Raw genomic sequence first — 22,878 nt, forward strand, 5'->3', positions numbered from 1 at the left:
ATATCTGAAAAACAGAAATAGCTCGAAGATAAATCCGTCGATTTACCTTCGAGCTAATCTTAGTATGTTTGGGTTCGAGCTAGCAGAAAGAGCTCCTCTTCACCAAAATCCGCCGAAGACTTCCAGTCTTTTCTGGCTTTTGGCTCCAGAGGTCTCTTTCTCCCGCATCCTCTCACCCTTTATAGTCGGGTTCGAGGACGCAGAAAGGGCTCCTCTTCATAAAAGACTTCCGAAGGCTTTCAGCCTTCTCTAGTCTTTTACTCCAGAGGTCCCTTTCTCCCGCATCCTCTCACACCCTATATAGTCGGGTTCGCAGTTGCAGTCTTGAAGTGACTTCACCCAATCGGAACGATTGGCTAAAGCCGCTCTTTTCCGTTTGGCCTCTAGTCATTCAAGTCAGGGCGCAACTGCTCACACCCTATTCAATGCAGAAGATGGGAGTCGAACCCACACGTCGTTAGACACTGCCGCCTGAAGACAGCGCGTCTGCCATTCCGCCACTTCTGCTTAATGTATGCTAGCTAATTCCTTATCTAGCAACTCTTTTATTGTACGCCTTTTTTAGGAAAGACGCAAGTCCTGTCAGTATATTTTTCAAAAAAGAAGAGGACCGACTTGGCCCTCTTTTGATCATGATTTTATTTTTCAAAATCAAGATAGGTGTTAAAGGTGTCCCCATGGTCCAGGTCGCCGTACTTGTAACCGCGTTCGAACCAGGCTTGACGCTGCTTGGCTGAGCCGTGGGTGAAGCTGTCAGGCACCACTTGTCCATAGGCGGCTTCCTGGAGGGTATCATCTCCAACGGCATTGGCAGCTTGGAGAGCCTCTTGGATATCGCCACTCTCTAGTAAGCCCTGATTTTCCGCATAGTGGGCCCAGACACCAGCCAAGTAGTCAGCCTGGAGCTCTAGACGAACAGAGAGCTGGTTGGCTTCCGTCTCTCCCGCCGACTGGACAGCTCGCTGGTATTTATCCATAATACCAAGTTCATTTTGGATATGGTGGCCTACCTCATGGGCAAGCACATAGGCCATGGCAAAGTCGCCAGGTGCCTGGTAGCGATTCTTCAATTCCCGGTAGAAAGAAAGGTCGATATACACTGACTGGTCACCCGGACAGTAGAAAGGTCCCGCCTGGGCTGACCCGAAGCCACAGCCCCCAGTTTGCACATGGTCGGTATAAAGGACCAGGGTCGCGGGGTCATAGGACTGACCTTGGCTCTGGAAGAGGTCTGACCAGAAATCTTCGGTCGATCCCAAGACAGCTGACAGGAAGTCCTTCTCCTCGCTTGAGGCACCAGCCTGCTGGGTTTCTACCTGCTGGCTGGTCTGGGCTTCTTGATTGCTTGCTTCTTGACCTAGGCCGCCCCCTAAGAAGCTGCCGCCGCCAAATAACATCATCAAAATAATGATAATCACAAGCCATTTCCCACCGCCCCGCCTTGACATCAGTAGCAGGCTTAAAAGGCCACCTAAACCACTGCCGCCTGACCGTGATGGCCGTCCCATACTCTGGCCTCTCCGGTCATCGACGTTCTTACTCCGTCTCAAATCATCCCATTTCATCAGAATCCCCCATCTCTTATGTGCTTAACATGCAAGCCCTTTATTTTACCTTTATTATAGCACGAATCAATCCTAAAAAAGACTAAAAACTACTTGTCATCGCGGCTATAGCGGCGGGCCGCTTCCATATAGGCTTGGATATTTTCTTCTGGCGTATGATAAGGCACACTGCAGCCAGGGCCGAGCAGATAGCCGCCTTCATGGTCAGCAGCTTGGACGTAAGACTGGGCTACCTGGGCTTCTAAATCTTCTGGCTGGCCTTGTAAGAAATATTTCACCGGATCAATGTTTCCAATCAAGCCACAGTCAGGTCCCAAACCTGCCTTTGCCGCTTGGAGGTCAACGGTCTGGTCAGCACTGAAATAGTCAATCCCAGTTCCTGCAATATAGGGCAAGCTCTTGGTACAGTCCCCACAGATATGGAGGGTGACTGATTTACCATAATGGTGGATCCGGTCAACAATTTCTTTGGTATAAGGCTGGCAGAACTTCTCGTATTGCTTAGGACTTAAGAGCGCCCCGGAGGCAACCGGATCGGTGAGCGAAAAGCCAATGGAAGGGTTAGCCGCCGCAAAGTCATCAATAATCTGTAACAGGGCATCCGTTGCAAAGCGCAGGAGCTGGTGGACTTGGTCGGTCTTCTTGCGGGTGGCGCGCAGGAGCTGTTCAGGTGGGTAGAGGCTGGCAGCACTCGTTATCGGACCACTTAATTCATAGTCAATGCGGTAGTCCGGCCCCAATTTCTTCTGGATTAATTCAATGGCCTCGTAGTGCTTCTGCTGATTGGGATCATTGCGGAGACGGAGACTTGCCACATCAAGCTGGTCAATGCCAGCCAAGTCATCCAAGGCATAGGAAACAATGGCATCCGAACTATCTTCAGATGCTTTAAACTGGCTGCCCAAGGCGTGTCCCATTCCATAGAGGCCAAAGTTAACCGAGTAATTATCCGGTGCAAATTTTTCGGCAACGGTAATCTCTTTATAGGCAATATTTTCAGCGGTCATTTCGGATTCGCGGTAGGTCATTCCGGCCAATTTGGCCCCTACTGTTCCGTGGAAGAGCATAATCGGGCGGCGGTCAACCGCTTGACCGGCTTGATAGGCTTGCAGGCGGTCAGCGGATGTCATCATTTCTGTCATTAGAATCACCTTTCTCTTGCTTGTTTATTGGATTGAGCTTATAGATGCCCCCTTGCAAGCTCCCAGTCACAAGTCCCTTAGCGGACCATGTCTCCCTAAAGAGCAGCTGGGGAAAATCCTGGGCCGGGGCTAGCTGGGGGCCACGTTCCAGCCAGCCTAAAGCTGCCAAGCCGCGGTAAAGACCCGGAGACAGGTAGAGCTTAGCTCCCCGCGCTTCGACTGAGGGCAAAAGCCTCTCGACTAAGTCCCTCTGCAAGCCCCCAGCGACTTGACCATAGTGGCGGGGGCCTAAGAGCTCTCGGTCCCCAGTTGGATCAGATAGGGCGAGCACGCTGGCCCCCGCATCAAGAGCAGCTTGGCCTAAACGAGTCAAGCCTTGAACTAAGGGCGCCATCACTGCCTGGTAACTAGCTGGCTGGCGGCGGGCGCATCCTAGCAAATCATTAAAATCATAGAGCTGTTCAGCCAGGGTAAAAGGACCGGTCAGGTTAAAACAAATCTTCTCGCCCCTTTGACTGAGTCGCTGGCAGGCTGCCAAAGACGCGGCTAAGGCATTGTCCGTCAGCGGTAGAGCTCCCAGCGGTCCATGGTCTAGCTGGCGCTTGCTTTGGGGATCTAAGCGGTCTCCCAGGTAACGGTCATGGTAGACCTGGATGCCATATGCCTCGGCTTCCAGGGAATGGTTAAGAGGCAGAAGACAATAGTTCTGCCGGTAGTATTGGCGATATTTTTGAACCAGGGCGGCCAGGCAAGAAGGCCAGTGGTTAATGGTCCTTAAGTCGTCAATGCCAGGTCCCAGGACTTCAACGGGAAAAGGCCGGGCACAGTCCAAGGACCGGGCTGGAAGATAGGGCTGACCTTTGTACAAAGCCATGGCTAGGGCCAATTTTGCGCCGCTTTTTGGGCACAAGACTGGGCAGTTTCCATAAAGGCCTCCACATTAGCCACTGGGGTATCCACGGGCAATTGGCAGCCCGAGCGGATAATAAAGCCTCTTGGATTATCTCCTGCTTTGGCAAAGCAATCTTCCACTGCCTGGCTAACTTCTTCAGGACTGCCTTGGAGGAAACACCGTACCGGGTCAACATTGCCCATCAAAGCAATAGCTTGGCCCACTTTTTCCTTAGCTTGGCCTAGGTCGACGGTTTGGTCAAGGCTGATCATATCCACGCCCGTCTCCACAATGGCTTCAAGGTGGTTGCTGATGTCCCCACAGATGTGCATGCCCACACAGCGGTCATGGATCTTAATGAAGTCTATCATTTCCTTAGTATAGGGAAGGACAAATTCCCGGTATTGTTTGGGGCTAATCAAAGCGCCCGAAGCCACTGGGTCATAGATAAAGAAATTCAAATTCGGCATTTGAACCGCCCGCTCGATAATTTCCTTCACCCGGTCGGTCACAAAGCGCAAGAGGCGGTGGAGCCCTTCCTTATCTTTACGCGTCGCTCGCAGCATCTTCTCGGCGGGATAGATGCCCGACGCAAGGGTAAACGGCGCGGAAATACAATAGCAGGGGTGGCATTTTGACCCTACTGCCCCGTCAATCTTATCCAGAGCTTCCAAGTTGATCCGTTGGGAGATATCCCGGTCAAAACTTGTTGCTTCAACCTTCAATTGGTCCACTTGGTCTAAGCTATTGAGGGCATGATCAGCTACAGAAGGCGCGGACTCACGCGGGCTCTTAATCTTAGAGCGGTGGCGTATAGCAAAGTTAACCGAAGTATAGCTCACAGACAGGGCATCTAAAGCAAATTCACGGTAGATAGTGAGCTCACGTTTGGCCAATTTATCCGCCGTATTAAAACTCTCCCGGTAATTCATCCCTGCTAATTTAGCGGCAAAGCCAGCGTGGCAGAGGGTAATTGGGAGCCGGTCGAGGCTTTCGCCAGCCTTTAGGGCCTGCCAACGTTGATTTGCTGTCATTTCTTTCATCATAATCTCCTCTACTTTCTTGTTATTTTTGGAAAAAGTGACGCCCGGGCGAAGACACGGTCATAGTCTTCTAAACGGGATAATTCAATATAATTAATCCGCCGGGCGAGCGCTTCTAAGCCCCGGGCGGCTTCTTGGTCCATCAGGTAAAGATAGGCCCCACTATGGGACGAGTTGCCAATATATGACAGCCGCCCAGCAAAGCCTTCCGGTAAAAGACCCGTCTTGATCAGACTAGCCTCCGCCAAATGCCGGCCAAATTGCCCAGCCACAAGGACTTGGTCGATCTGCTCAGCCTCTAGCTGGCTTGCTTTTAAGAGGACTTCCACCCCTGAACGGATGGCTCCCTTGGCCAGTTGAACCTGTCGGATATCGTGCTGGGTCAGGCTAACTTGGGGAGCCACTTGGAGGGAGCGTTTGCCTTGGTCATCGACTTTGAGATAAGGTCGGCGGCAATCTTCTGGGGCTAAAGACTCCGGATCAATAATCCGACCCCGGTAGCTGATCAGACCTGCCCGCAAGCCTTCCCGGATCAGAGCGAGGACGCCGCTGCCGCATAAACCTTGGGGATCTTCTCCGCCAATCACTTGGAGGTCAAATTGGCCATCCTGCCATAAACATTCCTCAACTGCTCCTGCAGCCGCCTTCATGCCAGATGAAATCATCATCCCTTCTAAGGCCGGACCGGCGGCACAGGAACAAGACACATAGCGGTCCCCATCTTGGACTAACATCTCTCCGTTGGTCCCGATATCAATCAAAAGCCGGCGCTTGCCAAGCTCACTAAAGCCAGCCGCATAGGCCCCAGCGACCACGTCCGACCCAATATAGGCCGAAACTGCCGGCAGGGTCATGACCTGGGCCGAGCTAGGAATTTTTCTCAGACCGAATGCTTTAGCAGAGAGCTGCTGACCGGAACGAAAGACAGGCAGATAGGGCGACTGGCCCAGTGGACGTGGATCGATGCCCAAAGCTAGGTGGGTCATAACGGTGTTGCCGGCCAAACTGAGGCCATAAACCGCACTTTCTGGGCAATCCGCATCCTGGCAGAGCTCATCGATTAAGCTTTGGATGGCCCGTCTAATGGCTTGTTGGAGTTGCTTCAGACCGCGCCCCCCTTCCGTCATGACATAAGAAATTCGGCTCAAGACATCCGCCCCCTGTTGGATTTGCGGGTTGAGGGCAGAGGCCTGGCTGACATCCTCCCCAGTCTCTAAGTCGATGAGGCTAGCAGCTAGGGTAGTCGTCCCGATATCCACAGCCAAGCCATAAATCCGACCATATGCCAGTTGAGGCTCTAAGGCTAGGACTTGATCATCACAGATAATGGCCCGGTAAGTCTGATCGCGCTGGATTTCAAGCCCCTGCCAGACTTGCGCAGGGAAGGATGGAACGTCCAGCTCTTGCACCAGGCGGGTCTCTAAGTCCGTCCCTGCTTGAAGCAAATCTCGATCCAATTTAAAACTGACTTGGCGCCAGCGTTTAGGCCCAGCCAGAGCGGGACGGTCTCCCGTGACTAAGATCCGGTGGTCCCTTTCCATATTAAGAAAAGCCAGGCGCAAATCGGACTGGGGGCGTGCCCGGCAGGCTAGTGGATACTGGCCCGCCAAGCCCTGGTAAGCCTCAGCCGACAGCTCACCTTCCAAGAGCTTAAAACGACATTTCCCACAAGTCCCTTTGCCCCCACAATCGCCAGGAACAGGCAGACCGGCTTCGACCAAACAGGCGTAGAGACTTTTCCCTGACGCTGGATCATAGTCTACCACCTGGTCCCAAGCTTGAACCTGAATCTTCATTACCAGTTCCCTCCTAATCCTCGCTTTCTCCAACTAAACGTTTGGCCAATTCAACGGCTTCAATGGCATCTTCAGAATAACCATCCGCCCCAATCTCATCGCAATAATACTGAGAAACCGCCCCGCCACCAATCATCACCTTGAATTGGTCACGAATGCCCCGCTCTTCCAAGCGCTCAATTAGGGTCTTCATCCCTGTCATGGTCGTTGTCATCAGGGCTGAGAGGCCAATCAGTTCAGCATCTTCCTCGATAGCCCGGTCGATAAAATCATCCAGGGGGACATCGCGCCCCATGTCAATCACTTCAAATCCGCCCACCTCGAGCATGACCTTGACCAGATTCTTACCGATATCGTGAGTATCCCCTTCTACAGTTCCTAAGACAATTTTATGGCGGGCCTGGCCGCCCTCTTCCTTGCGTTCTAACAAGAGGGGCTTAAAGATAGCCATGGCTTCATTTAGGGCATCCGAACAGATCAGGACATCGGTCACATAGTACTCTTCTTCAGCGAAGAGGACGCCAGCCCGGCTCATCCCATCTACTAAGCCTTCCATGATGGCATCCTGAACATCATAACCAGCTTGGACATACTCCTCAGCTGTATCGATAATCTCTTCATCCTCCATCTCAAAGACCATATCCGACAATTCTTGGATTAATTCTTCTTTTGAACGCATGATCGCTCCCCCTTTATTTCGTCTTCTCTACTATAACACGTTATCGCTTTCACTTGTAAGCTTTTTCATTATTTGCTGATAAGCCCGTCCAAAGAAAAAGAAGCTAGAACAAAAGCCTAACTTCTTAAATCAATTGTATTTGTGAGCATCCCTTGCCCTTTTGAATTTTGCCTTAAAAGTCAAGCTCAACCTTCCACTCCTACTCAAAAGATAATCGCTAGCTTTTTATCAACTAATAATACTAAAGTTCCTAGGAGTCCTCTTTACCAGACACTAATCCTCCATAGCTTCTGGGACATAGAATTGAATATGTTGGGGGAGGACTTTTATTTGAGCAGGGAGCTTAGGTCCCATGTCCCCATCCAAATCGAGCTGGATATCTTCTTTGTCGGAGCAGGTAATGGAAAGTTCCCGGCAAGTGAAGGCGGTGATGTTTTCATTCTCATTCAATTGACCAAAGACCATATCCTTGAGAGCCGACAATTTAGCCCCCAAACCTTCATCCGTCACAATTACGACATCGAATTCCCCATCCTGGAGGCTGACCCTCTTCTTAGAGAAGCGCAAGTTGCCGACCTGGTTGGTTAAGAGCACAAAGACATGGCTAGCTTTGCCTTCAAAAGATTCCGTATCCGATTTGATTTGAAGCTCGTGGACTTGGTCATTAGGCAGCGCTTTTACAATATTTTTGGCATAAGCGAGGGTCCCCAAGCGTTCCTTCTCTTCTGAACTCGTAGAGGTCGTCGCATCAATCATCTCGCCAAAGCAAGCGTAATAGCTAAAATAGGTATCATTACACTTGCCGATATCGACAGCTCGGATTTCTTCCAAGTTAATCTGTTCGATACTCTCTTCAATATCGTTGGACATGTTAAAGAGCTGGGCATAGGTATTGTTGGTTCCACCTGGTAGGAAACCCATCTTGGGCCGGTGGTCTTGTTCAGCGATGCCATTGACCACCTCATTAATGGTCCCATCCCCACCGATCACATAAACACTATCATAGCCTTCTTCACAAGCCTGGCGGGCAAAATCTGTCGCATCCCCATCCCTCTCTGTCTCCATAAGCTCTACTTGGTCAAAGTGAGGAGCCAAGTTCTCTTTCAATTGTTGGGCATAAGAAGCCCCTTGGTTATCACCTGATGTGGGATTCACAATAATCATCAAGTTCTTCATAACAGTCTTCCTTTCACATAATTTCTTTTTAGCCTTATTATCGCCTGTTTAAATCAAAAAAGCTAGATTGAAGCCTTGGCTAAGCCTTAATAAGTCTTAAAGAAAAAAGGACAAGCCCTAGCTCGTCCTTTGACTCCTTATTTCTTATCAGCATAAGCTCCAAAGTTCACATCTTCCATCTGATCAGCTAAGCGAACTGCATCGCCAATTTGACAAGCGATTCGGTGGTGGGCCATGGTATGGACACGGACAACTTCAATCCCCTGCCGGGCCGCAATGGTGGACAGGGCGGCTGAAGCCTCATCCCTGTTTTCAAAGCCTTGCTCAGTTGACACATCCACATTATAGCCGGCTTCTTCCACCATATTCTGGATGAAACGTTTGCGGGAAACACCCAAGAAGATCCAATAGCCCTTATCATGGAGGAGGCCCATCTTTTGAATCAAACTGAGATTTTCCCGCTTGGTCAAACCAAAACCAATACCAGGGTCCAACATGATCCGGTCATCATCAATTCCCGCTTCATGCGCGCGTTCTAAGCTCTTGTCCAAGTATGCCATCATGACGTCTTCAATTGGCATCTCCTTGAAGGCTGCTTTTTCTTCATCTGTAAAGACACTTTGATCCCCAAACTCTGGGAATTTCTGCGAGCCAGGGTGGTCTGGGCGCGCTGTGACAGGGTTAAACATAAGGATCGCCCCTGCCTGGGACTGGCCAACTACTTGGGCCATGCGCGGATCGCCCAAGAAACCGGTAATGTCATTGATGATATCGATGCCAGCTTCAATCGCCGCTTCAGCGACATCCGCCTTCCAAGTGTCCAGAGAAAGCGGGACATCCGTCACTTCCTTGAGGGCCTTGATCACAGGAACCACCCGATTGATCTCTTCTTCAATCGCAACATAGGTACTACCAGGACGGGTCGATTCCCCTCCGATATCGATCATCCCCGCTCCCTCTTTGATCAATTTCTGTGCCTGGGCGACGGCCTTATCAACGCTATTGTACTGGCCACCATCTGAGAAGGAGTCAGGCGTGACATTGACAATGCCACACAGGATAGTTGGTTCTTGGTCGTTGCTTAGTGTCTTATCATGGTAATGAAAATGGCTAGATCGCATATCAGCTACTCCTCTTCTATTAATTAATGCGCTTTAATGTACTTCACGAGACGACCTTTGCCTTCCTCATCGATCGCAAGGAGGGCAGCATCGCCCTTGTCAAAATCTTTGGAAGAACCCCCAAAACGACGAAGCCAAGTACTTACATAAGGTTCATGGGCGACAAGGACCAAGGCCTGCCCCTCTTGCATCCGGTCCTGAATGACCGGTTCGCCCCCGAGATCTGAACTATCCGCAATCTCTAAATTAGGAGTTTGGGCAAGGGATTCTTGAAAGGCTTGAGCAGTTTGCTGAGCCCGGCTGAGGGGGGAGGATAGGATTTGAATGTTAAAGGGGCTCAAGCGGTCTTCAAATTCCTGGTAGCGGTCCTTTAAGTAAGCCGCTTCCCCCGCCAATAAGGGCGGATCAGCAGGATTCGCCTCATAATCGGGTCTACCGTGACGGATGATCAGCAAGTAATGAGCAATGGCTTGGTCTTTAGCTTGGCCTTTTCCTGTCGCACTTGCTTTGCTTTCTTCAGGGGCCAAAAAAGATTTCAATGATTGAAAGAATGACATAAATTAGCTCCTTTAGTTGGGTTCGCAGTTGCAGTCTTGAAGTGACTTCAGCCAATCGGAACGATCGGCTAAAGCCGCTCTTTTCCGTTTGGCCTCCAGTCATTCAAGTCTGGGCGCAACTGCTCTCACCCTGGGTTAGTTGGGTTCGACTTGGCAGACTCGGAGTGATTTCACAATTAAGAAATGAGCAGATACTTCGCTCTTATTCTTAATTGCTCCAATCATCCTAGTCTGACCGCCAAGTCTCACACCCTGGTTAGTTGGGTTTGGTCTGGCAGCTTTCGTGTCACTTCACAAGTCTCCGCCGTAGTCTTCCAGACTACTCTGGTGACTTGCTCCAGTGAACGAAAGCTAAGCGCCAGGCCTCACACCCTGTTTTTAGTCGGGTTCGCAGTTGCAGTCTTGAAGTGACTTCAGCCAATCGGAACGATCGGCTAAAGCCGCTCTTTTCCGTTTGGCCTCCAGTCATTCAAGTCTGGGCGCAACTGCTCACACCCTGTTTAGTCCGAGTAATTGTCGAAGTAGCCTTGGATGTAGATGAAGGGGGTGCCTTTGTCGCCGCTGCCGCTGGTGAGGTCGGCTAGGGAGCCGACGAGGTCAGTGATCTGGCGCGGAGTGGTGCCTACCGAGCTGTGGTGGGTATCGCCTTCGTTTTCTTCGTGTTTTTTGATATGGTCACGCATGGCGTCTTCTAAGGCTTGGCCGCTGAGATCGCTGAACTGGTTGTCAGCCAGGTATTTAAGCTTCATCTCATGGGGGGTACCCGCTAGTCCGTCGGTGTAACCAGGGGAAACAACGGGATCGGCGAGTTCCCAGATATGGCCGACTGGATCCTTGAAGGCCCCGTCTCCGTAGACCATCACTTCAATTGTCGCTCCAGTTTCTTCAGCAATCTGCGCTTGGAGCTCACGAACAAAAGTCATGGCATCACGGGGGAAGAGTTTCAGCGTATTTTCACCGGAGAGATTGGCACCCAGTAGCCCAAATTCTTCATTGTAACCTTCTCCCTGACTAGGCGCTTGGTTGAGAATATTATCGAGACTCAGAACCACTGCTTGGTCATCTGCCTTCTTCAATTCACGTTTCAACCGGTCGCGGCTATGGGTGGTGCAGACCAAGACATCCTGGCTGTAATCGAGGATTGTTTCCACCCGGTTAGAGAAGATAATCTCACATTCTGCCCCTTCGCCTTCCACACATTCCTTATAGAGGGCCACATAGTTTTGACCTGTGAAGGGATGCTTGGGTTGACCAAAAGTTTGGACGAACTCTTCTTCAGTTAATGTCGTCGACCAAGGATTAATATCAGCTTCCTCAAGAGCTTGGTCTGAGATCAGGGCATTGCCCACCTCATCACGAGGATAAGCGAATTGGATCACCACTTTGGACTTGGCCCGGGCGATGGCTTGGAGAATAGGATAGAAGCGGTTACGGCTGGTAATCGGAAAGACAATTCCAATCGTATCAGAAGTGAATTTCTTGTTGAGGTCTTCTGCGACCGCATCCAGGCTCACAAAATTACCTTGGGCGCGAGCCAAAATCGATTCCGTTACCGCGATAATATCCTTATCTTGAATCTTAAAGCCTTCTTGGTCCGCAGCTTGGACGAGGGTTGCTTTCACAATTTGGGCGAGGTCGTCGCCTTCTTTAATAATAGGCGCACGCAGCCCCCGAACGACAGTACCTAGCAGTCTTGACATGTTCATCATCCTTTTATCAGTCTATTTTATAAAAAACAATACGTCTCCATGATAGCATGTTTTGCCCTCGCCGTGCAGCTTTATTTCAAAAAAAGCGCTAAGCTTCTAGTGCCTTCAAGTCGTCCAAGTCGACTGCTTCTTGACCGTCATCGCCATCGACATCGAAGCCGTTTAGGTTTAGAAATTCGTGCCAGAGCAAGTCATAGGCGGTCAGATCGGTCTTGAAATTTTCGGGCGTGATTTTTTTGATGAGGGCTTCCGTTTGGGCCTGTACCTCGGGATCTAATTCCCAAAGATCGGGACGGAGGCGTCCCTTGTCATCGTAGGCTGCCTGATCACCGTAGATCATGTCCCGGTAGATCCGATCCTGGTGCATAATCGGCGTTTCGTGAGTCCCGCGCTCAGCCATCACCTTGTAGAGGGCGATGCAATAAATGGGGAAGAAAGGAATTACCGCGCTAGCCTTGGTGGTCACAGCCGTTGCTACAACAACTTGGGCCTTGCCACCTAAGTCTTCTAACTCTTGATTAATCCAATCTGCCTTCTCATCACAGTCTGCCTTAGCCCGGCCCAAGGTCCCGTCTTGGTAGTAAGAACGGTTGAGCTCACTCCCCAAATAGGAATAAATAACCGTTTGGACCCCTTCAGCCAGAACACCAGCTTCATTGAGCAGCTTGATCCAGCCATACCAATCTTCACCCCCCATGACTTTAACGGTTGCTTCGATTTCTTCCTCACTGGCTGGCTCTAAGACTTCCTCATAGAGTTCTTCTTTCTGCAGGTTAATATTAGGGCCTACGACTTCTTGGCCGATAGATTTGATCGCTGAATGGTAGGTCTCTCCTGTTTCAGGATCCGTCCGCCGACCGGTTGCCAGACTATAAACCACTAAGTCAACTTTTCCACCGAATTCTTCCTTGATGTAATGAATGACGTCATCCTTCAAGGCTTGGCTAAAGGCATCCCCTACGAAATTTTTTGCCACTAAGCCTTCTTTTTCAGCCGCTTGGCGGAAGAAGATATTATTGTACCAACCGGGAGTTCCCAAGTTTTTCTCCGAACGGGGCCCCTTATCATAGGATACGCCGATGGTATCTGCCCCTGCCCCGAAGGCTGTGGTAATCCGTGTCGCTAGACCGTAGCTGGAAGATGCTCCTAAGACAAGGACCTTCTTAGGCCCTTCATAGTGTCCCTGGCTCTTCACATAGTCAATTTGATTCTGGATCTCCTGCTTGAGCCCCATGGGGTTAACGGTCATCAGCACATTGCCCCTTAAGACAGGCTTACTTTCAATTGTCATCTCATCACTCCTGATATTATTTTTCTATTAATTATACACAAAAAGCTGGTCCTGGATAGTTCTAGGGCCAGCTCGTCACTTCAAGCTTATCACGGAAAAAGAAGAAGTACCCCGCCACCAGGAGGTCCAGGATACCCGCCACCAACATTTCATGGATAGGCGTATACTGGTCCACCAGAGCCGCAAAGATCCCTCCCGCTAAGAAGCTCCATAAATTATTCAAATGAAAGGTCAAGCGCCAGATTTCAATAGGATGGCGGTTGAGCCAGCGGCCGACCATAACACCAATATCTGTCAACAAGCCCGTCATAATCGTTGTGCGGACCGTAATCCCCCGATAAGAGAGCCGCATACCATTCTGAAAGCCTAGAGAAAAAGCGGTCAAGACTAAGAGAAGGCCAGCTGGCAAATCTAGCCAGGGTGTCGCCAGCCAGAGGAGCCCAAAGCCCGTCAGAATAGCCGTATAGCGTAAGCGCACCGCTGAATCATCATGGGGATAACAGAAACCACTGAAGATGGTCCCCATAAGAAAGGCCAAGACAACGGACAAGGTCTCCACCAAGGCAAAATTATTCTGCTGGACAATCAATATCGGAATATTAGTTAGCGAGCCCGTCTGCCCCGCCAAGGTGGTCGCAAAATGAATAATCATCGTCACATTAATATAGCCTGCCAAAAAACGCAGGAATAAGACCGACCAATAATTCGCTTGTCTGCTTTCGCTGGTCACATCCCACCTCCTAGGCTAAAAGGTCGCGGGCCAAGTCGAGAAGGGCCAAGGCAATCCGGTGCTTGTCGACTAAACAATCATAGACCCCATCTTCGCTCAGCACCTGGTAGGTCAAGTCCTCAGGCATGCCTCCAGCCTCATAGGCATCAAAATCGTCAAACCATTCTTCGCTCCCATAATAAGCTTCGAGGGCCTCTAATTGAGGCTTGATCGCTTCAAATTTAGCCAGATCTTGGTCAAAATCTTCAAAAAAGGATTGAATTTCCTTCAAGTGACTTTCCATCTCTTGGATGCGTTCTATAGCTGGCATTTTTTACTTCCTTTCTGCTGGGCTAGACAGAGACTTAAACAAGAGCTCCACCCTCTTTTAAAAATAACGACTCGTTAAGCAAAAATCTGTTCCAGTGATTCAAGCCTAAGTGCCTTTTGTCACTGGCTCCTAGGCCTTTTCTCTTTGCCGACGTTCCCGGCGTTTGCGTTCATACTGGCTGCGCAATTGGCCACAAGCGGCTTCGATTTCCGTCCCGAATTCTTTGCGGACTACACAGTTGATATTATTTTGCATCAAGACATCGAAAAACTTAGTGATGGCTTCTGGCTTGGACCGGCGGTAAGGATTTTCTGGTACCGGATTATAGGGAATCAAGTTAACATAGGCTAATTTTCGCATAGGTTTGAGAAGGTCTGCCAACTCTTGCGCATGCTCTGGCCGGTCATTGACGTCATCAATCATAATATGCTCGAAGGTCACCCGGCGATTGGTCAGGTCGGTATATTCATAGATAGCATCGAAGAGCTCTTCCATGGGATACTTGCGGTTTATCCGCATCATTGATGACCGGACCTCATTATTGGAGGCATGGAGGGAAACCGCTAAATTGACCTGGATGCCTTCACGGGCAAATTCGCGAATCTTAGGGGCCAGGCCAGACGTTGACACGGTAATGTGCCGGGCACCGATAGCTAGTCCCTTGTCATCATTCACAATGCGAAGGAAGCGCATCACGTTGTCATAATTATCGAAGGGTTCCCCAATCCCCATCACCACAATATGGGAAACCTTCTCGCCCTCCCCGCGGGCATCGAGATAGCGTTGGATGTACATAATCTGGGCCACGATTTCACCTGTCGTCAGGTCCCGCTGTTTAGGCAAGAGGCCTGAAGCGCAGAAACGGCAGCCGATATTACAGCCAATTTGGGTCGTCACACAGACCGACAAGCCATAGTGGTGGTACATTAGAACCGTTTCAATCATCGACTGATCCGCTAATTGGAAGAGGAACTTGGTCGTCCTGTCCTCAGCCCGCTGAACAATTTCTTCTTTTAAAGGGCTGAAATTAAATTGGTCTTCCAAAGCTTGTCGCAGGTCTTCGGAAAGATTGGTCATTTCCGCAAAACTCCCTACCCGTTGGCGGTAGAGCCATTGCCAGATTTGTTCCGCGCGAAAAGCTTTCTCGCCCATTTCCACTAAGCGTTCTTCCATTTCCTTTCGCGTCAAACCATAGATTGATTCTTTTGTCATGAACTGTCTTACTCCTTTTTTTAAATCCTTCTAAATTTCTTTTCCATTATAACATGAACTTTACTGATAGCTAGGCTGTCTTAATAAAGTTTAGACCAATTACCTAACAAAAAAGACTGGCCATAGAGGCGCAGTCTCTTTCATTAGGCGAGGTATTTTTTTGCTGATAAACTGATCGCTAAGCCCAGAATCAGGAGGAGCAAGGCCATGACCACAATCGCTGCTGAAGACGAGGAGGCAAGTAACCAGCCGCCAACTGTTGAGCCAATCATAATCGAGAAGTTAAAGGCGGCTGACTGGAGCGAAGTCGCCACAGCTGTTCCCTGGCTCACCTGACGGGTCACTGCGGTTTGGAAGAGGGTCACCAAGGCACCGAAGCCCAGCCCCCATAGGATAAAGGCCAGATGATGAAGCCCTGTGCTCGACACAAAATAGAAGCAAGCCATGGCCAAGGCCGCACTACCTAGCATGCCCGCACAGACCCAGCGCAGGTAATGGTCAATAAAGATCCCGGCTATAACAACAGATAGAATCGATCCCAGCCCAAAGAGGATTTGGGCCAGACCAATGCCTGGATAATCGATAGTCTTCACTAAGTTGGTAATGTAGGTATAAACCCCATAGTTGGCAACGACTGCAAGAACGGTCAGGAGGACAACGAGGAGGACGCCCTTATTCTTCAACATAGTAAAAGGAGAGTTCGAGCGAGAGCGCTTCTCACCAGGGACATGGGGTAGGAAGGTCTGGCAGAGGAAGGCCACCCCTGCAATAAAGATTGCCATCACAATAAACTCTAAGTGGAAAGAAAAACGGGTCCCGATCCAGGTCATCAAGGGCAAACCCAGGCTCATACCGACTGTTGTCCCAGCCATGATCACAGCGACCGCCTTGCCCTGGTCTTCTGCTTTCACCAGGCTCATTCCGTAGGCAGAAATCATGGGCCAGAGTGCACCCGCACAGACCCCACCCAAAATCCGTGCGAGAACAGCCAGCCAATAGATCGGTAGGAGCCCAATGACGAGATTAGCTAGGCAAAAGCCGATGAGGAGAAGCATGAGGAGCTTCTTTCGGTCCCATTCAACCGTTGCGGAAATAATGGGAATACCGCAAAAAGCTGAAGCAATAGCATATTGGCCAACAAAACCTCCCGCTTGTGCCTCTGTAATCCCAAAACCTTCCGCCATCTGAGGTAAGACACCCGAAGGCATTAATTCTGACAAGATGGCCATAAAAGTTATACTTGCCATCAAAATAAAAAGTGGCCATGAGAAGCCCGTTCTTTGTTGATGCATATTTTTCGTCCTTTCATCTCTTTACTTAAGGCTCATTATAGTTTAAGCAAATGCTTTGGCAAGCCCCAAAATAGCTTTTCCTGTGCGAATCTGAGCAATAATTCATGTTCTCATGTGAATTGGCGCGCTGGCTAGCTAAAGTCAACCCTAAGACTTGATTTAAATGAAAGAAGACCTTAAGCTAGGTTATAGATATCATTACAGGAGGTAATTATAAGATGTCAAAAAAATTTATTAATGCGTGTATCTATAAGCACGATGATGCATCTGAAATCTTAGTTGAAGATGGAAAAATCAAAGCTATTGGGACAGAGCTCGGCTCAGCTGACGAAACGATCGACTTAGGAGGTCGCCTCGTTCTTCCTCCATACGTTGACTCCCACTTACACTTGGACTACTACTTCACGGGTCAAGATCCTAAGGTGAAGAATGAATCAGGGACCCTTTTTGAAGCCATTGACTTATGGAACGACTACAAGAAAGGTACCAGCAAGGAAGAAATGAAAGAACGGATCCGCCAAGCTGTTAAAGACGTGGCTGCTTACGGCACCCAATTCATCCGCGCCCAAACCGACTGTACCGATCCTAATCTAACGGGTATCAAGGCCGCTCTCGAAGTCCGTGATGAATTAAAGGATAATATCACCATCCAAGTTGTTGCCTTCCCCCAAAACGGGATGTACTCCTATGAAGAAGAAGGCAAGACGGGCCGCGACTTAGTTGAAGAAGCCCTTCAATTAGGGGCTGATTGTGTCGGCGGGATTCCTCACAATGAATGGAGCCGCCAAGACGGGATGGAATCGATTAAGGAAATTGTTCGCCTAGCCATTAAATATGACAAATTGATCGACGTCCACTGCGACGAAACCGATGACGACCAAGCCCGCTTCCTCGAACTCCTCAATGCAGAAGCCATGAAGCAAGGCTACGGCCACGAAACCACAGCCTCCCACACCTGCTCATTCGGTTCCGTTAACGACGCCTACGCCTTCCGCATGATGGGCCTCTTCCGTCAATCTGGCTTGAACTTTGTTTCCTGCCCTACCGAAAACCTCTTCCTCCAAGGCCGCCAAGACACCTATCCTAAACGCCGTGGCCTGACCCGGGTGAAAGAATTCGTCGACAATGACATCAACGTGGCATTCGGCCAAGACTCCATTGTTGACCTCTGGTACCCTGCTGGCTCTGGTAACATGATGAATATCCTAGACAACGGCATCCACGCCACCCAGCTCATGCGCGAAGAAGACTTCCCACGCAACTTTGATTTGATTACCTACAACGGGGCCAAATTAATGCAAGTGGAAGATGTCTATGGTTTGGATGAAGGGAAACCTGCCAACTTTATCGTCCTCGATGCCCCAAGCGCCTATGAAGCCCAACGCTGCCGGGTAGAATGCCTCGCTTCCATCCGCAACGGCGAATATCTCTTCGAAAAAGCGCCTCGTGAATACCGGACTGACTTAGACATCGATCGCAAAACCAAATAAGACTGTTAAATTTTAAAAATCAGCCAGGCCCAAATGAGGGCTTGGCTTTTTTAGCCTTTATTTTTCCTGCAAAAAGCCGCTAATCCAACAAAATCGCTACTAGCCGAAGTCCCCCCAAAAATTTTTTTGAAAAAATTAGCGAAAAAGGCTTGAAATTTTCCTCAAACAGGCGTAAGATATATTTATCGTCATTAAGCGATAACGACACGGACCGTTAACTCAGTTGGTAGAGTAGCGGACTCTTAATCCGTCTGTCGAGAGTTCGAGCCTCTCACGGTCCATCGTCTATAAACAGCGTGATAACAAGCATTTGTAAGTCTTGTTGTCACGCTGTTTTTTTATATTTTTAAATTTATGTACGAGATTTTGCACGATTCAAAGTCTTTCTTTTTTACTTAAACTGGAGGAATCTCTAGAGTCATTAACACATTTATGTTTTTTTAATGACTACTGAGATGGTAAAAGTTTTTAATTATTTAGAGCCAAGTCCCCCATTTCAAATCTTTCGTTATCTCCAAACATTTTGAAGATATGTTAGCGCTTTGAAACAAATCCTACCCTTGTTTTCAGAAACTTTTTTCTATATACTTTAGAAACTCATTCAGATTATTCTGAAAATTTAACCGATAGGAGAAATGATTATGTCACAAGTCGTTACAACAAGTCAATCTACCTGGGCTAGCAAGGTCAAAGCCATGGGGCCAGGTATCCTCATGGCTTCGGCTGCGGTGGGTGGGTCCCATATTGTATCCTCTACCCAAGCCGGTGCTTCATATGGTTGGTCGCTTTTATTCCTCGTTATCTTGGCCAATATCTTCAAATACCCCTTCTTCCGTTTTGGCGCGGAATATACAGCCGAAACGGGTAAAACTCTCGTTGAGGGTTATGCTGAGAAGGGCAAATTCCATCTTTGGGTCTTCTTTATCCTAAATGTCTTCTCCGCCTTGGTCAATACAGCAGGGGTGGCTATTCTATGTTCAGCTATTATTGCCAGTGCCTTCCCTATGATTAATCTAACTATTACCCAGTGGTCCATTATCCTCATCGCCCTCATCTGGGCCATGCTCCTCTTCGGGGGCTACAAGTTACTCGATGGGATGGCCAAGTGGATCATGTCCGCCCTCACCATTGCCACTGTCCTAGCCGTTATCATCGCGGCCATTGAGCACCCTGAATACAGTGCAGACTTTGTAGAACGGACCCCCTGGCAACTAGCCGCCCTCCCCTTCATCGTGTCGCTGGTCGGTTGGATGCCCGCACCGATTGAAATCTCAGCCATCAACTCGCTCTGGTTAGCAGAGAAGCGGAAGAGCGTTGACTTCAACACCGAAGATGCCCTCTTCGACTTCAACGTGGGCTACATTGGAACAGCTATCTTAGCTGTCTTCTTCGTTGCCCTGGGTGCCCTCATCCAATACCCTACCGGCCAAGCAGTAGAAGCTGCCTCCGCCAAATACATCTCCCAGTTTGTGGGCATGTACGCCTCCGTCCTCGGTGACTGGTCCCGCTACTTGATCACCTTCATCGCCTTTCTCTGCATCTTTGGCACAGTCATTACCGTTATCGACGGTTACTCACGGGTCAACGAAATTTCCCTGCGCTTACTCCTTAATAAAAAAGAAGCCGGTCAAAATTCTCTGAAGATCTGGATGACCCTGACCGCCATCATCGGTTTAGTGCTTATCCAATTCTTCGCAGGTCAAGTAGCCACCATGCTCCGTTTCGCCATGATTGGCTCATTCCTAACCACCCCCTTCTTCGCCCTCTTGAACTATATCCTCGTCACTCGCGAAAACAAAAACCTTCCAAGCTGGTTGAAAATCTTAGCTATCCTTGGTTTAATTTTCCTCTTTGGTTTCGCCCTCTTCTTTGTTTATGCCCTCCTTATTGGTCAGGCAGGATAGAAAATTGGATTAAAACAAGAAATAAAGCCGCAGCTAAGCAAAAACTTAGCTGTGGCTTTTTAGTTATCAGATATGCAATTGATGAGCATCCGCTTTCCTATTTCTCCTCATAGGTCAAGCCATAGCCATATTTGTAGATATTGCCTTGGCTGTCCTTGTAGGCATAAGGGATGTCCATATGCTTCTCTTTATCATAGCCGGGGACGTCGTTTGGCGAGACGGAGACGCCTTTGTCATCAACCTCAACTGCGGCATTGTTGGCTGGCAGGGTCAGCGGCAACTTCCCTTTGGCCTCTGCACGACCTGTTTGAACATCCAGGATAGCTTCCAGATAGGTGTCGAAGCTAGCGGTCAGGGCATCGGCTAGTGGTTCCACCTGGTCCACAATGAAAGGCATGTCGAAGTTGACGTTAACCACTAATTGGTCCACCTGGTCGCGAATATCTTTCAAGTGGTCGATATCTACCTCAGTTTCCTTGTGGACTTGCAGGTCCAAGTAATCATCTGTCGCTTCGAAATAAGAGCCCGAAACAGGTTCAGCGAAGATGAGGGCGATATCGGCTTCCCGATAGTCACCCACTACATCCAGACCTGGGAAGCTTTCCCCAACTTTTTGGCGGAGGTCGGCATTATATTCTTCTAGGGACTTGGCTTCCCCTTCCTTGGCCTTCTCAGGGTCAATCTCCTTGGTCAAGAGCTCCACGTAGACCTTCTTCCCTTTGACCTGGTCTTCCTTTAGGGGCAGGGTCTGGTCGGTATTCTTGAGGAGGACTACCGAATCATGGTGGGCTGCTTGGGCTGTTTCTAAGCTCTCAGGAGTCCGCACCTGGTCATTGGCTCCCTCTGTTTCCACATAAGGGTCTTCGAAGAGGCCCAGTTGGAAAAGTTCCGTCAAGCTTTCAACCAGGCGCTGGTTGACCGTCGCCTCGTCCACCTTGCCCGATTCGATAGCCTCCTGGAAGACGGCCACTTCATTGGTCCCTGAAACCACGCTCGAGCCTGCTTGAAGCATCTTGGCTGCCCGGTCTACCTTGTCCAGGTCTTCGGCGCCCCAGGCCATGTCATCGAGGACGCCGGTATCGGTATTGACATAACCCTTGAAGCCCATCTGGTCGCGCAAGAGCTCTTGGATGAATTGCTGGTTATAAGCAAAAGCAATCTCCTCCTCGAAGTCCCCCTTGAAAGGCGCTTGAGGGGTGTAGGACTTCTCATTAGAAGGAATGGCATAGTAAGGCATGATAGAGCTGGTGCCCGCATCAACCGCTGCTTGGAAAGGTGGCAGGTGGTAGGTCTCTAGACTACCTTCCGTCGCATAAACATTAAACTTGCCTTCTTCGTAGTGGGGGTCAAAGCCGTTCTCACGGGCACCCCCGCCTGGGAAGTGCTTGGTCGTTAGGGCCACACTGTTCTCATTCAAGCTGTCGCCCTGGTAGGCGGGAATAATCTTTTGGATAAAGTCACTGATCTGGTCAGGATTTTCCCCGAAAGTCCCATAAGTCCGATACCAGCGCGGGTCAGTCGCCGTGTCCACCATGTACATGTAGCCCTTGCGGATATTGGCAGCCAGGAATTCCTGGTGGCCAATCTGGGCAAAGTCTTCCACCCTATCAAGATTATCGCCGGTAGCTAGGCCCAAAGTACCTGGAAAGCGGGTAAAATGGTGGCTATCGCTCTCTGCATTAAACTTGGCCTTGTCATTCTCGTTGCGAGAGTTGGAAGCCACAATCACAGGGATACCAAGGGGTGTCTCCTCAGCCACTTCCTGGAGGGTATTCACCCAAGTGGCAATGTCTTCCGCTGACTCATCCTCGCGCACGATAAAGTGGCGGATGTGCTTGTCCTTAATCATCACGGACGTCGGATACTGGGTCTGTCCCTTGAATGGCCCCTCTTCATGGACCTTCTCCACCTCAAGCAAGACCCCATCATGAGAAGTTTCCTCCCCTTCCTTGGCAGAAATTCCCATGGGCAGGTCATAAATTACCATCTGCCCTGCCTTCTCAGCCGGCGACATCAAAGATACCAGGTTCTCCGCCCGCTCTTCTGGCTTCAGGCGCCAGTCCTCATAGGGTGTCAACTTGCCATCCTTATTCAGGTCCTTAAATTCCAGGCCATCCACCTTGATGGTCTCCACCGACCGACTTTCCAATTCACGCTGGTCGGTCTCCGACTGGTAGGCCGTCTCCACCTTGGGCCGCTCACTAGCCTTTGACGACTGTTTACCATCAGATTTCAGCGGTGAAGCCTGGCAAGCCGCCAACAACACCGCACATGCCGAAACAAGAAACAATGATTTCTTCATAAAAATCCCTCCGTTCAATCTAATAGTATTATTATAATATAGCGCTTACATTAAAGGCAAATATAAGCTAAAAAAGCTGTGTCACTTAATTAGAGACACAGCTTCCTTTTTAGCTTACAAGTTACTATTTCTTTTTCTTTCGATCGAATACCAAACTTCCAACGCCTACAAATAGACTAACTGCAATCGCTCCAGCAGATATACCTGTCACTGCACCTGTTTGAGGTAATCGACCATTAGCTACAATTTGATTTTCTTTTGCTTTATTACGGTCAAATGAAGTCATTTTCTCAGTAATAGCGTAGCCGCCCTTAGCCTTTGAGGTTTCTGAGGTTGGTTCCTCCGGATTAGGGTCTTCCGGCTTAGGATCTTCCGGTTTTGGATCTTCTGGCTTCGGATCTTCCGGTTTTGGATCTTCTGGCTTGGGATCTTCTGGCTTAGGATCTTCCGGTTTTGGATCTTCCGGTTTTGGATCTTCCGGTTTTGGATCTTCTGGCTTAGGATCCTCTGGCTTAGGATCCTCTGGCTTAGGATCTTCTGGCTTAGGATCCTCTGGCTTAGGATCTTCTGGCTTAGGATCTTCCGGTTTTGGATCTTCCGGTTTTGGATCTTCCGGTTTTGGATCTTCCGGTTTTGGATCTTCCGGTTTTGGATCTTCCGGTTTTGG

19 protein-coding genes and 2 tRNA genes are annotated in these 22,878 nt (G+C 49.5%); 3 read left to right on the plus strand and 18 right to left on the minus strand.

Translation table 11 applies throughout. From position 1 onward, the window contains the following. Nucleotides 1-426 precede the first annotated feature (426 nt). The 16 genes from QP860_RS09365 to QP860_RS09440 all read right to left on the minus strand — a co-directional run bounded on the left by QP860_RS09365 (nt 427) and on the right by QP860_RS09440 (nt 16,515). Nucleotides 427-507: transfer RNA gene (locus QP860_RS09365), tRNA-Leu, on the minus strand. Nucleotides 508-638: 131 nt separating this feature from the next. Next, nucleotides 639-1,565, minus strand: a complete 927-nt coding sequence (gene ypfJ, locus QP860_RS09370; protein ID WP_070619970.1) for a KPN_02809 family neutral zinc metallopeptidase — start codon at nt 1,563-1,565, stop codon at nt 639-641. Between the two features lie 89 nt (nt 1,566-1,654). Continuing rightward, nucleotides 1,655-2,707, minus strand: coding sequence for a uroporphyrinogen decarboxylase family protein (locus tag QP860_RS09375; RefSeq protein ID WP_083317408.1), 1,053 nt, complete (start codon nt 2,705-2,707; stop codon nt 1,655-1,657). Next, the gene (locus QP860_RS09380) at nt 2,682-3,581 is read right to left on the minus strand and encodes a uroporphyrinogen decarboxylase family protein (protein WP_284912621.1); all 900 of its coding nucleotides are present in this window, start codon (nt 3,579-3,581) and stop codon (nt 2,682-2,684) included. Before QP860_RS09380 ends, QP860_RS09375 begins: the two co-directional genes overlap by 26 nt. A 2-nt stretch (nt 3,582-3,583) precedes the next feature. After that, nucleotides 3,584-4,642, minus strand: a complete 1,059-nt coding sequence (locus tag QP860_RS09385; RefSeq protein WP_284912623.1) for a uroporphyrinogen decarboxylase family protein — start codon at nt 4,640-4,642, stop codon at nt 3,584-3,586. 11 nt (nt 4,643-4,653) lie between these two features. After that, nucleotides 4,654-6,438: an ASKHA domain-containing protein gene (locus QP860_RS09390; RefSeq protein WP_284912625.1), complete on the minus strand. Its 1,785-nt coding sequence runs from the start codon at nt 6,436-6,438 to the stop codon at nt 4,654-4,656. A 13-nt stretch (nt 6,439-6,451) separates the two neighbouring features. Next, on the minus strand, nt 6,452-7,117 hold the full coding sequence (locus QP860_RS09395) for a cobalamin B12-binding domain-containing protein (protein WP_070619982.1): 666 nt from the start codon (nt 7,115-7,117) through the stop codon (nt 6,452-6,454). Between the two features lie 273 nt (nt 7,118-7,390). Next, nucleotides 7,391-8,293 (minus strand): diacylglycerol/lipid kinase family protein, encoded by a 903-nt coding sequence (locus tag QP860_RS09400; protein ID WP_284912627.1) that lies wholly within the window; start codon nt 8,291-8,293, stop codon nt 7,391-7,393. Between the two features lie 137 nt (nt 8,294-8,430). Then, nucleotides 8,431-9,414, minus strand: coding sequence for a dihydropteroate synthase (gene folP, locus QP860_RS09405; RefSeq protein WP_070619989.1), 984 nt, complete (start codon nt 9,412-9,414; stop codon nt 8,431-8,433). Nucleotides 9,415-9,437: 23 nt separating this feature from the next. Continuing rightward, complete coding sequence (locus tag QP860_RS09410; RefSeq protein ID WP_284912628.1) at nt 9,438-9,971, minus strand: SixA phosphatase family protein; 534 nt, start codon at nt 9,969-9,971, stop codon at nt 9,438-9,440. Between the two features lie 500 nt (nt 9,972-10,471). Next, nucleotides 10,472-11,671: a coenzyme F420-0:L-glutamate ligase gene (locus tag QP860_RS09415; protein WP_070485654.1), complete on the minus strand. Its 1,200-nt coding sequence runs from the start codon at nt 11,669-11,671 to the stop codon at nt 10,472-10,474. A 97-nt stretch (nt 11,672-11,768) separates the two neighbouring features. Beyond that, the gene (gene fabV / locus QP860_RS09420) at nt 11,769-12,971 is read right to left on the minus strand and encodes an enoyl-ACP reductase FabV (RefSeq protein WP_284912629.1); all 1,203 of its coding nucleotides are present in this window, start codon (nt 12,969-12,971) and stop codon (nt 11,769-11,771) included. 61 nt (nt 12,972-13,032) lie between these two features. Further along, nucleotides 13,033-13,701, minus strand: coding sequence for a YoaK family protein (locus QP860_RS09425; RefSeq protein ID WP_284912630.1), 669 nt, complete (start codon nt 13,699-13,701; stop codon nt 13,033-13,035). A gap of 10 nt (nt 13,702-13,711) precedes the next feature. Then, nucleotides 13,712-14,011, minus strand: coding sequence for a DUF4298 domain-containing protein (locus QP860_RS09430; RefSeq protein WP_067975055.1), 300 nt, complete (start codon nt 14,009-14,011; stop codon nt 13,712-13,714). A gap of 129 nt (nt 14,012-14,140) precedes the next feature. After that, on the minus strand, nt 14,141-15,223 hold the full coding sequence (gene rlmN, locus QP860_RS09435; protein WP_070618886.1) for a dual-specificity RNA methyltransferase RlmN: 1,083 nt from the start codon (nt 15,221-15,223) through the stop codon (nt 14,141-14,143). Between the two features lie 143 nt (nt 15,224-15,366). Beyond that, nucleotides 15,367-16,515: an MFS transporter gene (locus QP860_RS09440; RefSeq protein ID WP_284912632.1), complete on the minus strand. Its 1,149-nt coding sequence runs from the start codon at nt 16,513-16,515 to the stop codon at nt 15,367-15,369. 218 nt (nt 16,516-16,733) lie between these two features. On the opposite strand from QP860_RS09440, the gene QP860_RS09445 reads away from it, so the two are divergent. The 3 genes from QP860_RS09445 (at nt 16,734) to QP860_RS09455 (ending at nt 19,909) form a co-directional block, all read left to right on the plus strand. Then, entirely contained in the window at nt 16,734-18,005 is a 1,272-nt protein-coding gene (locus QP860_RS09445; protein ID WP_070618880.1) for an amidohydrolase family protein, read from the plus strand. A 208-nt stretch (nt 18,006-18,213) separates the two neighbouring features. Then, a tRNA-Lys gene (locus QP860_RS09450) sits at nt 18,214-18,286 on the plus strand. Nucleotides 18,287-18,646: 360 nt separating this feature from the next. Further along, nucleotides 18,647-19,909, plus strand: coding sequence for an NRAMP family divalent metal transporter (locus tag QP860_RS09455; RefSeq protein ID WP_284912634.1), 1,263 nt, complete (start codon nt 18,647-18,649; stop codon nt 19,907-19,909). Nucleotides 19,910-20,006: 97 nt separating this feature from the next. Here the strand turns inward: QP860_RS09455 and QP860_RS09460 are convergent, their stop codons facing one another. Together QP860_RS09460 and QP860_RS09465 are read right to left on the minus strand one after the other, a co-directional pair. Beyond that, nucleotides 20,007-22,211, minus strand: a complete 2,205-nt coding sequence (locus tag QP860_RS09460) for a glycoside hydrolase family 3 protein (protein ID WP_284912635.1) — start codon at nt 22,209-22,211, stop codon at nt 20,007-20,009. A gap of 124 nt (nt 22,212-22,335) precedes the next feature. Next, nucleotides 22,336-22,878: LPXTG cell wall anchor domain-containing protein (locus QP860_RS09465; protein ID WP_284912636.1), on the minus strand; the 543-nt coding region annotated here is incomplete at its 5' end.

Source organism: Aerococcus sp. UMB1112A, assembly GCF_030230715.1.
GTDB lineage: Bacteria > Bacillota > Bacilli > Lactobacillales > Aerococcaceae > Aerococcus.

What these genes read in the sequence shown, in the direction of transcription:
- ypfJ (WP_070619970.1), bottom strand. Translation starts at nt 1,565, where the DNA reads ATGAAATGGGATGATTTGAGACGGAGTAAGAACGTCGATGACCGGAGA.
- QP860_RS09375 (WP_083317408.1), bottom strand. Translation starts at nt 2,707, where the DNA reads ATGACAGAAATGATGACATCCGCTGACCGCCTGCAAGCCTATCAAGCC.
- QP860_RS09380 (WP_284912621.1), bottom strand. Translation starts at nt 3,581, where the DNA reads ATGGCTTTGTACAAAGGTCAGCCCTATCTTCCAGCCCGGTCCTTGGAC.
- QP860_RS09385 (WP_284912623.1), bottom strand. Translation starts at nt 4,642, where the DNA reads ATGAAAGAAATGACAGCAAATCAACGTTGGCAGGCCCTAAAGGCTGGC.
- QP860_RS09390 (WP_284912625.1), bottom strand. Translation starts at nt 6,438, where the DNA reads ATGAAGATTCAGGTTCAAGCTTGGGACCAGGTGGTAGACTATGATCCA.
- QP860_RS09395 (WP_070619982.1), bottom strand. Translation starts at nt 7,117, where the DNA reads ATGCGTTCAAAAGAAGAATTAATCCAAGAATTGTCGGATATGGTCTTT.
- QP860_RS09400 (WP_284912627.1), bottom strand. Translation starts at nt 8,293, where the DNA reads ATGAAGAACTTGATGATTATTGTGAATCCCACATCAGGTGATAACCAA.
- folP (WP_070619989.1), bottom strand. Translation starts at nt 9,414, where the DNA reads ATGCGATCTAGCCATTTTCATTACCATGATAAGACACTAAGCAACGAC.
- QP860_RS09410 (WP_284912628.1), bottom strand. Translation starts at nt 9,971, where the DNA reads ATGTCATTCTTTCAATCATTGAAATCTTTTTTGGCCCCTGAAGAAAGC.
- QP860_RS09415 (WP_070485654.1), bottom strand. Translation starts at nt 11,671, where the DNA reads ATGTCAAGACTGCTAGGTACTGTCGTTCGGGGGCTGCGTGCGCCTATT.
- fabV (WP_284912629.1), bottom strand. Translation starts at nt 12,971, where the DNA reads ATGACAATTGAAAGTAAGCCTGTCTTAAGGGGCAATGTGCTGATGACC.
- QP860_RS09430 (WP_067975055.1), bottom strand. Translation starts at nt 14,011, where the DNA reads ATGCCAGCTATAGAACGCATCCAAGAGATGGAAAGTCACTTGAAGGAA.
- rlmN (WP_070618886.1), bottom strand. Translation starts at nt 15,223, where the DNA reads ATGACAAAAGAATCAATCTATGGTTTGACGCGAAAGGAAATGGAAGAA.
- QP860_RS09440 (WP_284912632.1), bottom strand. Translation starts at nt 16,515, where the DNA reads ATGCATCAACAAAGAACGGGCTTCTCATGGCCACTTTTTATTTTGATG.
- QP860_RS09445 (WP_070618880.1), top strand. Translation starts at nt 16,734, where the DNA reads ATGTCAAAAAAATTTATTAATGCGTGTATCTATAAGCACGATGATGCA.
- QP860_RS09455 (WP_284912634.1), top strand. Translation starts at nt 18,647, where the DNA reads ATGTCACAAGTCGTTACAACAAGTCAATCTACCTGGGCTAGCAAGGTC.
- QP860_RS09460 (WP_284912635.1), bottom strand. Translation starts at nt 22,211, where the DNA reads ATGAAGAAATCATTGTTTCTTGTTTCGGCATGTGCGGTGTTGTTGGCG.